General features: G+C 35.2%; 8 protein-coding genes. 5 read left to right on the forward strand and 3 right to left on the reverse strand.

Features of this window, described 5'->3' with window-relative positions; all coding sequences use genetic code 11:
• Positions 1–699 precede the first annotated feature (699 nt).
• Positions 700–1821 (forward strand): cysteine desulfurase family protein, encoded by a 1122-nt coding sequence (locus LMJ53_RS14105; RefSeq protein WP_229587684.1) that lies wholly within the window; start codon positions 700–702, stop codon positions 1819–1821.
• 22 nt (positions 1822–1843) lie between these two features.
• Here the strand turns inward: LMJ53_RS14105 and LMJ53_RS14110 are convergent, their stop codons facing one another.
• Genes LMJ53_RS14110 through LMJ53_RS14120 form a run of 3 tightly spaced genes read right to left on the reverse strand, consistent with a single transcriptional unit; the run spans position 1844 to position 7059 of the window.
• Positions 1844–2740, reverse strand: a complete 897-nt coding sequence (locus LMJ53_RS14110; protein WP_229587686.1) for a phosphoadenosine phosphosulfate reductase family protein — start codon at positions 2738–2740, stop codon at positions 1844–1846.
• Complete coding sequence (locus LMJ53_RS14115) at positions 2733–6122, reverse strand: AAA family ATPase (protein ID WP_229587688.1); 3390 nt, start codon at positions 6120–6122, stop codon at positions 2733–2735. Before LMJ53_RS14115 ends, LMJ53_RS14110 begins: the two co-directional genes overlap by 8 nt.
• Positions 6115–7059 carry a DUF4007 family protein gene (locus LMJ53_RS14120; protein ID WP_229587690.1) on the reverse strand — a complete coding sequence of 315 codons (945 nt, stop codon included), beginning with the start codon at positions 7057–7059 and terminating at the stop codon, positions 6115–6117. Before LMJ53_RS14120 ends, LMJ53_RS14115 begins: the two co-directional genes overlap by 8 nt.
• Positions 7060–7655: 596 nt before the next feature.
• Between LMJ53_RS14120 and LMJ53_RS14125 the strand changes: the two genes are divergently transcribed.
• Genes LMJ53_RS14125 through LMJ53_RS14140 form a run of 4 tightly spaced genes read left to right on the forward strand, consistent with a single transcriptional unit; the run spans position 7656 to position 12659 of the window.
• Entirely contained in the window at positions 7656–9848 is a 2193-nt protein-coding gene (locus tag LMJ53_RS14125) for a DEAD/DEAH box helicase family protein (RefSeq protein WP_229587692.1), read from the forward strand.
• Positions 9848–10081, forward strand: a complete 234-nt coding sequence (locus LMJ53_RS14130) for a hypothetical protein (protein WP_229587694.1) — start codon at positions 9848–9850, stop codon at positions 10079–10081. The genes LMJ53_RS14125 and LMJ53_RS14130 overlap by 1 nt, the downstream gene beginning before the upstream one ends.
• Complete coding sequence (locus LMJ53_RS14135) at positions 10078–12183, forward strand: AAA family ATPase (protein WP_229587695.1); 2106 nt, start codon at positions 10078–10080, stop codon at positions 12181–12183. Before LMJ53_RS14130 ends, LMJ53_RS14135 begins: the two co-directional genes overlap by 4 nt.
• Positions 12180–12659, forward strand: a complete 480-nt coding sequence (locus tag LMJ53_RS14140) for a hypothetical protein (protein WP_229587697.1) — start codon at positions 12180–12182, stop codon at positions 12657–12659. Before LMJ53_RS14135 ends, LMJ53_RS14140 begins: the two co-directional genes overlap by 4 nt.
• Positions 12660–12667: the final 8 nt, after the last annotated feature.

Consider the following 12667-nt stretch of genomic DNA (forward strand, 5'->3'; position numbering starts at 1 on the left):
GGTCAACGCCTACCTAAGTTAATTAAAATTAGGTAGAGCTTACCAGTTGATTTGATTAGAAAAAGAATGGCATTTCGGCATTCCGATCAGCTATTTCGGAAAAGGGCTAAAAGTGATCGGATAAAACCGAAACAAGCGATCGGATTAAACCGAAATGAGTGATCGGATTGAACCGAAATCAGTGTTCGGATTCATCCGAAACATGCACACGCGGAAAGATTTCAAAAAAAAATCATAAATTCGATTCGGCGAGGGGAGATAACTCGTCAACAAGTTAGTGAAAAATATTCAATTAGCGAAGACATCATTTATGCTTGGGAGAGCGTTTGGGATAGATTTGAAAACGATGATTAATGACTTAATTAAATTAAACTAAATCAGAAATACAAAGCGACTAAACGAGCAGCAAGACTAGTTACCTATATAATCGCAAAAAAATATAAAGAAAAATGGCTAAGTTTTGGAAGCCGCGTTGATGTAGAATATCAATAAGGTCTAAAAGACTAGAATTTTCCCCAATGAGAAACGCAAAATAATATAGCACATATCTTTGGTAACCTTTCGTTTTTATTTATCTAGATTAAGTAGCATTTATTATATTTCATAAATATTTAGCGTTATACGCCGGCACTTAACAATGAATAAGTATCATATTAAGTATTAAACATTGCGGTTTTATATATTAACACGGTGAACATAATGATTTATTTTGACTCGGCTGCATCCTATCCAATTTTACCTGAAGTCAAAACAGCCCTGAGAAACGCATTTGATAACTGTTTTGCAAACTCATCTTCTAACCATTTTCTAGGTGAACAAATGTTAGCTATAGTCGATGATGTCCGCGAGAAAATTGCTGATCATATTAGCGCATATCCTAGTGAAATTATCTTTACGAGCGGGGCTACTGAGTCTAACAATATTGCTATAAAGAGTATCTTACTAGGAGATACTGAGCTGTCCAAAAAAAAACACATTGTTGTTAGTGCTATAGAACACAAATGCATTTTTTCAATATGCAACCACCTAAAAAATAATGGTTTCTCAGTATCTTTGGTAAAACCTAATGATTTTGGAATAATTGATGCGGAAAGCGTAAAGAAAGCCATGAGAGAAGATACTGCGCTAGTATCTATAATGCATGTAAATAATGAGCTAGGCACCATAAATCCAATTGCAGAAATTGGTCAGATTTGTTTCGATAACAGAATTTTATTTCATAGTGACGCGGCTCAAAGTTTGTGTAAACAAGTTATTAATGTTGATGCAATGAACATTGATATTATGTCTTTTTCAGCGCACAAAATCGGAGGTCCTAAAGGGATAGGTGCTGTCTATATTCGAGATTTAAGAAAAAGAGAATTACAGCCTGTAATTCATGGTGCTGGTCAAGAGCAAGGCATTAGAGGGGGGACTGTTGCCGCGCCCTTAATTAGTGGCTTCGGAGCAGCGCTAGCAACTTTTCCAAATTACTACGAAGGCTTTAAAAAGAAAAACATACGAAATTATTTAATAGAAAAACTACAAACGTCAGGCGTAAACTTTATTGTAAATGGCAATGAGGACGTACTACCACATATAATTTCTTTAACTTTACCTAAAACTAATACTAGTTTATTACTTCAAAAGAATTCCCAGCGCTTTTGTTTAGCGCAAGGTTCTGCGTGCTCTTCGCGTGAAATTGAAGCATCACACGTACTTACTGCCATAGGCTTAAATAGAGAACTTGCTGATAGGACATTGCGTATTAGTTTTACTAATGAAGTGACGTACTCAGAAATTGATGAATTAGTCAACGCTATCACTAAAGCGGCTCTTTAGCCGCTCTATTTCTATCCAACAATTATTTGTAGCATGTTACACATGCTCCACCACCCTCAGCTTCGTCGTAAATATCATCAAGCTCATTGAATTCACAGTAACCTTCAAAATCACCTAATAGTGCATTGCGACGTTTCTTTTGATTGAACCTAGCAACTTTCTTCTCGTGGTTTTCAATAATTCGCTGTTGTACTTCTGGGTTTTCCAAGGTTTCTAATGGCTGCCCTTGTCCCATCCAATAAAAACGTTCGCCCACAGTTGTGTTACTTTCATCACCTTTTTCAAAAGCTTTAGCTTCCTCAAACAGATCCGGGTGCTTTTCCATTAGCTTTACCCATTCTATTTTTCTTTGATAAAAGCAAAATGTGCAACCTGAGCGCGATCGCCACTTGTAATATTCTGGTAGCTCTAAACCATTTCGCTGCAGGATATTTTCAATATCACTACGAACAATGCCATGCTCTCTGAATGGGAAAACCGACTCGATAGGTTTTTCTATGGTCATATAACCTGTACGTTCAGGTTCATCAGCACGAATACCAACATAGTTTTTTATCTTGTAACCGTCTTTAATAAAACTATCTAGCCATTGTTCAAATGGTTTAAGTTTCATTTGTACTGTGCACCATCTGTCTCTTTGAGAGGGAAGGAAATTTCCATGCTCTTTCAATAAATGAGCAAAGTCTTTTTCGCCTCTACCTTCTATATTGTTTAAAGAGCGTGAATTTAACCTATGAATATAACCAAGCTTTTCCTCTAGCTTGTCAATAAACTCGTTAGTTTCTGGTAGCTCATACCCAGTGTCTGTAAAAAAATATTCTACATTTAAATCTGGATAAGTCTCCTTTACAAATAATGCTAAGGCACTACTGTCCTTACCTCCAGAAAGTCCCAAAACATGTTTAACTTTTTCAGTCATTATTTCCCTCTGGCTCGCTCAGTTCCATCAAACTAGTAAGTAAACTCGCAAGTGCAGCAAGTTGTTTCTCCTTGGAAATATTGGAGATGGAAGTTTTAATATTCTCTACTGCAGATAGTACGTCAATATCTGTTTCTAAATTATGTTTTATAAAACTGCCAAATTCTTGATGCTCGCCATTAACGTCGGTTGTCATAAAAGCGAGAGGCTTTGACGTTCCTTTTGCTTGAATTGTACCAAAGGATTCGATTCGTCTAAATTGCACACATAAATTTTGCAATTCATCTAAACCATTTCGTAATAATTTATCAGTCCAATTACGTTCAGGAGCACCTACAGCCAAGTTTATAATAAACTCAAACTTCATCTTACCGTCAATAAACTGAGCAATTCTAGAGGCAAGGTCTTTAACAGTAGGACGTTTTGCAATTTTTTCGACGAATTCACAACGCTCCTTCAAGATAGCGTTAAAATCTTCACCTAAAACATTAATGATAATTTGTTTGAATCCGGTTAACAAAATCTCATGTTGTGCACTAAGATCTTCAATCGCTGTTTTTAGATTTTGACCAAGTTTGTCTTCAAGTGTAGGGTCGTCTTTGTCGTAACCAAAAACCGCTGGCAAATCATCAAGAATTAGTTTGTATGGGTCATTTGCTGCAATAACCTTATTTCTAAAATCTCTTGCTTGCTTCGTAAGGCCATTTGTTTTATCACCAGTAAAACTCTCACCACTAGTCTTTTTAACCCACGCTGGCAGTTTATGTACGATACCAACAATGTGCTTTGCAATATTTAATATTGCAGCCTCATTTTTTGACTCGCCCAGAGTCGCTTGCGCGAGATTATCAAGTAAGTGGCTTTGTATCTCGGAAATTTGGAAATATCGAACTCCCGCTTCGGCAGGGTGTTTATAAATTTTATTAACGAGCTCTTCATCTAGTTCAGGGATAAAGATGAATTGATTGGTGGAGTCCCAGTCATAAAAAGCTACTTGCCCTTCCAGAGCTTTTAAAAGTGCTAAGCCGTATATTCGGCAAAGGCCGGCTGTTAAGCCAAACGGGGGTTGCATCCACATCTCATAAAGCTCTGCCATAGTAACGTTTCTTTGCGCAGAGTTACTTTTTATGAACTCAAAACCACTTTCAAATAAGGAATACATATTAGGTGCAGCTTCTATAGCTTCCGTGCTCCAGATGCTTGGGAATATGAAACCTTTTGATGTTTCAGTATGCCATCCTTTGCTTTTTAAACAGGATAGATATAAGCCTTTTTCAGGTGGAAAAGAGGTTTCGTCAAAACCAAGATCTTTTTCACTGCCACTTGTAAACATTGCAGTCATTAGCTTGCGTATTGCACTATTAGCACTACCAGAAGGCTTAGAGCGGTTCACAAGCTCATTAATAACTGATGGTGACTTATAAAAGATAACATCTGCAATTTTCGAGGCAATAAAACTTAATGGTGATGAGGCAAGTTCGTTATTACAGTGAGACCATACTGCATTCTTATATGCATATTGGAGCTGATAGCTAACACTGGATTGAGCAAACTTAATACGGTTTTCCAATTCACTTTTAGCGATTAAATCATGAGCAATTTTTTTCTCTTCTTTAAGAATTTGTCTTAGAGCAATAAGCTCTATCGCAGCTTTCTTAAGATTAGAGAAATCATCGAATTTACCTATCATCATGAAGCGCATTTTTTCTGCATGACGACTAACTTCCGTAAATACATCGTTATTTACGCACAAAATAAATGTCGTGAATGCTTCCCCCGTTAAAGGAGGCTTTTCGTATGCGCTGAACACTTTTTCGTCGTATTTACTTACTAACTTAGTTGTTGCCCAGCGCATTGTTCCTGTTTTATGGTAATGCGCTGTCGCTAAGATACTTTGTGGAATATCACATATTTCAGTCCAATCAACACCATGGCTGATAGCTTCTACCCTCTCACTAATCAAGCTATTGATATCAATATCACTGCCTTGAAACACAAAGAGAGCATCGTGTTTTTGCCGATAAATTACGACAGTCCAGGTTTCCAGATCTTTTACTGATTGCTTCACGTCATCCGCATCATAGCCGCGTTTTACAAAATACTCATTTAAAAACGAGTGCTTAGCATGCAATTGATGGTGAAAACCAAATATTGTCAATAATGCGATTAGCTTTGCAATCGCGATATGCAGCTCGCCACCTTTTTGCTCTGCACGATAAATTGCATCACAACCTTCTAACCAAGCTTTACTATCCTGAGAGGTAACGATTAGATGGTGTAAATTATGATGCAGGTAGTCCCAATACATTTCAGGCCGGTATAACTCTAAATCTTCATTAAAAGAGCAGTATTCCGTTTCTAAAAACTCTCTAAAGCCAAACTTTTCATGTGAAGCTAAAAAACCAAACAAACTACGCTCATTTTGCGAAAATCGGCGACGTGAAACAGGGCCTATTAATAAGCTAACAAGCGGGTCAAGTGGTAGTGTTTTGCTTAGTGCAATTTGATTCTTGTTTTGGTTAGCAAAAGCAAAACTCACTATTTCTACTAAATCTCGGTGTTTAGTCTCTATCGCTTTATTGATTTGAGGAGAGCGAAGTATTGAGTCACCAACTAAAACAAGTGATTCATCAATAGAGGGGTTAAAGCTAACATCACGATAGCGTCCTTGAACCTTGCTCCATTCCTGTTGTGTTTTAGAATCTTTATTTTTTGCATAGTCTGAAAAAGCTTGATGCAAAAAGCCTATCAATAGTGCAGGCAATTTAGCCTGTTGCACGATGTCGGCTAACGACTGAAATAAATGCAAGTCTTTGTTAGCACGCGACTGATAATCTAACGCCTTACCCATTTCATCGAGCAGAATTAAAACGCCATCTTCTTTCTCGTTCTGCTGTTGCAATAGCTTCTTAATTCTAGCGAGACATTTATCATCATTTAATCCGGCGATCTCTTCAACGTTGAACTCATGATTAAAGGAGGTCAACAAACTTACTAGCAAGCTGTTAGCCGGCGCTTCTAACCCACAAACATGCTTGACCGTTTTCCAACCTTTAATAATATTGAAACGTTTTTCGAAATTTTCAACTGTACTTTGAGAGCCGTTTAGTTTTTGTAGTGCGTAATTTCTTTGTTCAGAATCTGTTGAAAGTAAACAGGATAAAAATAGTGCGACAGTTGATTTCCCAGAGCCATACGGCCCTGTAATGGTATAGGCTCTTTGGTCACTACCTTCAAATTCCCGACTTATAGTATCAAGTACATTGATAGCTGTTCCATGCAGTATGAAGGCATCTATAAATTGAGTCAGATCTTTGCTGTCCGTGTCAATTCGGGTTGAGCTTTTGTAGCGCTGATTAATAGCAATGAGAGAGTCAGACATTGAGTTTGCCATAATAGTCGTTTAGGAAGTTAATCGTGTCATTTTTTAAAGATGCTGAAACAGAAACCTGGCGTAATCCTAAGGAGTCAACCCAAGATATGCCCTTATCTGTGAACTTCTGAGCTTCATCTAGTTGTTGCCCTAATCCTGACTCAGACAAGCGAAAAATACGCCCTGGTGAACAAGGCTTTGTCAGGAGTGAGTCGAAGTCTATGGTGCTAACTTTAGAGTCTTTAGTTTCAATTTTAAAAAACTCGAGAAGTGCGTAAACAAATATTTGAATAGGTATTTCAGGCCGCTCTGTTAAGTTACTAACGTAAAAAGAACGGCTGTTGTCTTGAATTAAGTTTAGCTCTGCAAGAGGAGACGTAAAGTGGTCTTCATCTACCTTTTTCAAGCTTGTTTTCAGTTTTTTGCTATACATGTTTAAAAAGCAATCGACGTCTTTTTTAATCGTAGAAATATTGCCGGCTTCACTTTTTACCAAACGCTTCGCATCCTCGTAGCAGTCCTCTACAAGCTTTGTTTTTTCAAAGTGTTGCACGTTAGCATAGTTAAAAAAGTAACGATAAGCGGTTAATTGCTCATTATTAAAATTTAACCAAAAATGTAATAACCAAACCGAACCCAGCTGCTCTAGATAGGGATCGCGCCCCGTTAAGTGTTCGCACTTACCAAATAGATACTCACCATTTCCAGTTATTGTATGGTTAGACAAACTACCATTACGCTCAGCCTTAATAACGCCTGCCGACTCAGCCCAATACTGAATAGCTTTTACCATATTTTTACCAACTCCAAGTTCAACGACAGAGTGCCGAATACTGTTTTCGTCAGAACTTGAAAAAATACCACCTGAATTCAGATGGTTAATTGCTTTATATAACCATCCATAACGAAGAGGGAATGTGTCATGACCTGTAAATTTTGCTTTCATAGCTAAATACTTTCTCTGGAGGATTTGTCCAGAAACGATGTTACCGTGTATTCTAAGTTTTCGAAAGAGGTAAGGGCTTTTCAATAGCTAAAACATAAAATAAAGCTAATTTTCCGTAACTTAAAGTTTAGTAGCTTTACTAAAGATTGATTTACCTGAGATATTTCAAACAAATTTACTCTATCGAAGCTCAAAAACTACCTTTACCAAAAAACTAAACTTTGTTAGGTTATTGCTAATTTGACCGATTTTAAAAAACTCAAAGCTCAAGACTTGTTAATTTACTGTCTAACTTTCAATCGAAAAGCATGCTCCTCGCAACTATCTCAGATTTAACGAGATACTTGTTATACTTTGGGTGAACGAAAACTTAATTTACATACCTAATGGTGGTATACACTTGTAACAAATTTAAACATGGAAAATGATATAGTAGTTAAAAATGTCAAGCCCATAATTATCGTTTTTGTTGCTAGAAAAGCAGTATAATTGAAATTGTAACTATATGTGATGTGCTAAAAAACCTTTATTACATAGCTAATCAGTGGTTTAAATGATATGAATTGCCACTGTTTTAATTTACATGGAGTTTAGCTTTGAAATTAGTAGACATAAAATTCCCTGATAACTTCGAGTATAGTTCTGACACAAAGAATTTACCTATTGAGTTCTATCTCCAAGCATTCCCTCGAGCAAAAACCGTATATTTAAAGTTAGGCTATTTTAGCTCTTCTGCAATTAAGTTGCTTGCATATGGTTTTGCACAGTTTATATATCGTGGCGGAAATATAAAAATTGTTACCAATCACTTTCTTTACAAATCCGATATAAATCTCCTCGAACAGGAGGACATAAGTAGTCAATATGACGAGGAATTACTTTTAGCCGACTTAAATTGGTTGCATGATTCGTTGACTAGCGAATCAACACAGTTTCTAAATTGTTTAAAGTATCTTGTAAATCAAGGAAGGTTAGAGTTAATTCCAGTCATGCTTATACCTAATCGAATGAGTCATTATAAACAGGGAATATTTATTGACAGCGAAGAAAATGCAATATTTATAGATGGCAGCTGTAATTTTACTGCAAATGGTATTTTGGAAAATGGTGAAAACATATCAGTTTTTCGTTCCTGGGGGGGAGGATTCGAGAGAAATAAGGTGCGTGACAAGACGAAGGACATTATCGGCATTTGCGGTAAAGAGAATAAACAATACAAATACTTAAAGGCTGATCAAGTATTAAACGCAGTTTCTTCGTTAGGGAATGAAAAAACCATAGAAGATTTGCTAACTGATGAGGTAGCACTGTTAAACGAATATAATATAAGACATACCTCAGAAATTATTAAAGTCTATAAAAAAGAGCTTGAAGTACTAATTTCTGAAGAAAAACTAAAACCTAAGTTTCCTTTCAATTCTTTACCAAGAAATTATCAGATAGAAGCATATGAAAGTTGGATAGAAAATGACATGCAGGGTATTTTTGCGATGGCGACAGGTACAGGGAAAACAATCACCTCTCTAAACTGTTTACTAAATTTGTATAAATCAGAAGGAATATACCAAGCTATCATCCTCGTTCCATCAAAAACACTGTTAAATCAATGGGCGGAAGAGGTTGCACTCTTTAATTTCTCAAACGTTTACCTTGTTTCATCGGACTACAAGTGGAAAAAAAATCTAAATCAACTGGCCACTCAACTTTCATTTGATGTGAAAACATCATTTATTTTAATAAGTACATATAAAACTTTTTCTTCTGAAGGGTTTTCACGTTATATAAATGCTCTACCAAACAACACTTTACTAATAGCAGATGAAGCGCACAATATTGGCAGCGCTAAGATGAAGTTATTACTTCCAGATTTGAATTTTAAAAAAAGACTTGCTTTATCAGCTACTCCAAAGAGAAAATTCGATGAAGAAGGAAATGAACTTATTGAAAAATTTTTCAACTCTCAAGAGCCTTACACTTACTCATTTTCAATGGAGAAAGCAATAAAACAGGGAATATTGTGTAGTTATGAATACTACCCCAAATTGATTACCCTCACTGAAGACGAATTGGAACGTTATATCGAAATAAGCAAAAAACTCGCCAAATTTTTTGACAACAATACCAAAAAATTTATTAAAAGCGATGCGCTCGAGAAATTGCTGCTTGCTAGAAAAAGAATTATTCATAAAGCAGAAAATAAAAAATTGGCTTTTAAATCGATTCTAACAAAACATTTAAGTAAGCAAAAAGGGCTTAGCTATTCATTTGTTTATGTTCCTGAAGGCGAAAGCCATGACGGGAAAAATATTATGAACGATTACTTATCTGTATTAAATGAATTGTCACCAAACACCAGAGCCTATGCCTTCACAGGTGAGACAAAAAATAAAAAAGAAGTAATGGAACGCTTTGAGCAAGGACTTATAGAATCTCTTTTTTCTATGAAATGTCTTGATGAAGGTGTCGATATACCGAGAGCTGAGTTAGCAATATTTTGTTCTAGTACTGGTAATCCACGGCAATTTATTCAGCGCAGAGGAAGAATACTACGTAAGCATCCCGAAAAAGATTATTCTACAATATATGATTTAGTAGTAATGCCAAGTCACAGACTAGACGAATCTACTTTTAATATTGAGAAAAATCTTGTAAAAGAAGAGTTAATTAGGGTTATCTATTTTGCTTCATTGGCAAAAAATTATTATGAAGCAATGGAGAAATTTGAGCAAATAGCTAGCCTTTACGATCTAGACTTGTACGCAATACACAATGAATTAGGAGAACACTAGTGGCTAAAGATAGAAATGAAATGCTTGCACAGTTCTTAAAAAATGAAGAGTTTTTGGAGTTAATCGCTATTGAAAATATTGAATTAGATTCAGTATCATTTTCTAATAAAACTGAATCTTTGTTAGTCGAATCATTAAAGAAATTGATCTTTAGTTACTGCAATGAAGATAATCCATCGCAAACGTTGAAGTTAATTAACGGTTTAATCGCTAGTGAGGTACATGGGTCATGATTATTAATTCGATTTCCATGAAAAATTTCCAGTGTTATTATGGAGAACATTCAGAAAACACTCTTAAATTTTCAGACGGTTTGAACTTAATTATTGGTGATAATGGTGGCGGGAAATCTAAGATTTATGATGCGTTCTACTGGGTTATTCATAATCAGGTATTTCAATCAGATCAAAGATCAATGATTAATACGAGAATATATAAAGAAAATTTAATATCTGATAAAGCTAAATTTGACTGTAAGATAGGTGATAAAGTTTCAGCTGAAGTGACACTTATAGTATCAAGTACAAATGAAACTAAATATAAATTAGAAAGAATTTACACAGCTATTAAATTAGGGGAGCGAGAGTGGAAATCTGATATAGATTCAACAATGCTAATATCAGAATTTTCACACGCAAGGTGGAAGTTAGTCCCGGTTGAAAAGCATAGTGTTATCTTGAATAGAGTTATACCAGGGCACATCAAACCTTACATGTGGTTTCAAGGTGAACAGGTTGATAGTTTAATGGATTTAGCGGATAGCACCGCCTTAACTAAGGTTGTAAATCTTTTATCTGATATATCTGATTACGATGACCTTATATCTATAGTTACAACTGGCGCTGCTAAAGCTGAAACAGACTTAAAAAAGCACAAGAGTAAAATTAGCTCCGATGAAACTAAGAGCAACTCTTTAAATTCTGAGTTAGATATATGTATTGAAAATATCGAAAAGAATCAAAGAGAAATTAATCTTTGTGATGAAAATATTGAAAGAGCGAAAATTAAAGTTGAAGAACTAATCAGCAAAATAGATGATGCAGAGGCGAAAGCTAAGTACAAGTCAGAAAAAAAACATCTAGAATCTAATTACAAGAGGATAGAGCAAGAATTAGTAAAAATGAATACTAATTTCTCTAAAAACTTATTTCATAAACATTGGATTCTTAAGAATGTAGAGCCGTTTTTTAAAAAATTTGAAGCAAAATTCAAAAAATATGCAGTTGAACATTCTCTTAAAGAAAATGCAGGTAAAGCTGTAGAAGTAAAACTTCCGCTAAATGTACCTCAGCCAATTCATGTTGAACAAATGATAGATGAGGAATCTTGTTTTGTTTGTGGACGATCAGCTCCTAAAGGCTCAGATGCCCATGACCATATTTTGAATTTGATGAATAGAAAACCTGTTGAGAACGTTTTCAAAAATAATTTCTTCAGTGAATTTGAAGATTTATATAAGAACAATTTAAGTTATGGGGTTTCTGTTAAAGACACCGATAAATCAATTTTAGAAGAACTTGAAAATATACAGCAACTGAAAAAAGAACTTGCAGAAACAGGAAAACAAATCAGAGAAATAGATAGGCAATTCGATACCTTGATAGAAGAAGATAAATCGGAAGACGTGCTTGGTGCTTATAAACAGCATAGTAAGAGTCAGGATATCTATGAACAGAAGAAGCGTGAGTTTTCCACGAAATTGGCTAAGTTGTTAGATCAAAAAATTGAACTACAGGGAAAGCTTGATAAACTAGTCACTGGTGAAATTGATGTTGCAATTGAGACTTCTGATATTATCTTTAAAAAGCTAAAACTGATAGTCAAATCAACAAAACAAAATGTATTTGAAGAGATTATAAAAAATTTAGAAGACTCATCAAATGATATTTTTAAAGAAATGACGGTCAACAATAAAGCAATTAAAGGGAGAATAAAGTTTAAGAGGCTTTCAAACGGTAGTTGTATCCCTGAAATAGTAGATAGTGAAGGTTTTATTATCAATTCGCCTAATGATGCGAATATAATTTTAGTTAAGTTAGCACTTATTATGTCTATACTTACTGCTCGTGCAAAATGGAGTCTTAATTACTCACTTATATCTGATGCTCCAACATCGAAAATGGCTAACAATTACACTAATGGTTTTTATAAGGTCCTTAGTAATAGGTTCAAACAAAGCATTGTAATGACATATGATTTTTTAGACGATGAACGTAGAGCTATTCTAAAAGATTTTAATGTTGGGAATGTTTATAAAATCGAACCCAAAAACCTATCCGGAAATAGTGATAATAGAACTGAATTAAGCATCAATATTAGCGAGGTTGAGATATGATCTCACTTAAAAATAAATTAGGTAATATTAGGCCGGGCTTTCTACCAAAATTTAAAGGTTTTTTCGAGCAAGTTACTCAATTTGGTGGTGGAGCTGAAGGAGATAAGTACATAAAAGCTAAAAGCTTCTCAAGTGCTTATGAGTTATACACTTACGCCTTTTTCATTGGGTTATATAAAGAGGCTAGATACGATCTTACTGATGAAGACAAGCTAGAAGATTTTTGGGAAATGAAGAATTGGCAACCTAGTTCACTTACAAACAGCCTTTTAACATGCGCTATTGCAGTTTCAGACTTTGATATGAATGCGATAGAAGTGAATGACGAAGATTTTGTGTCAAAACAAGTGAAGCTAGTGAAAAGAGAGATCGAATCTTATGCTAATGGTGGTTTAGAATTAATTAAGTCTGAAATAGACCAAGATCCCGAGCTGTTGGAAGACGACATGTATTTTATAAAAAAACTCTCGGGTTGAATAGTGAA

This window comes from Rheinheimera sp. UJ51 (assembly GCF_020819615.1).
In the GTDB taxonomy this organism is placed as follows: domain Bacteria; phylum Pseudomonadota; class Gammaproteobacteria; order Enterobacterales; family Alteromonadaceae; genus Alishewanella; species Alishewanella maricola.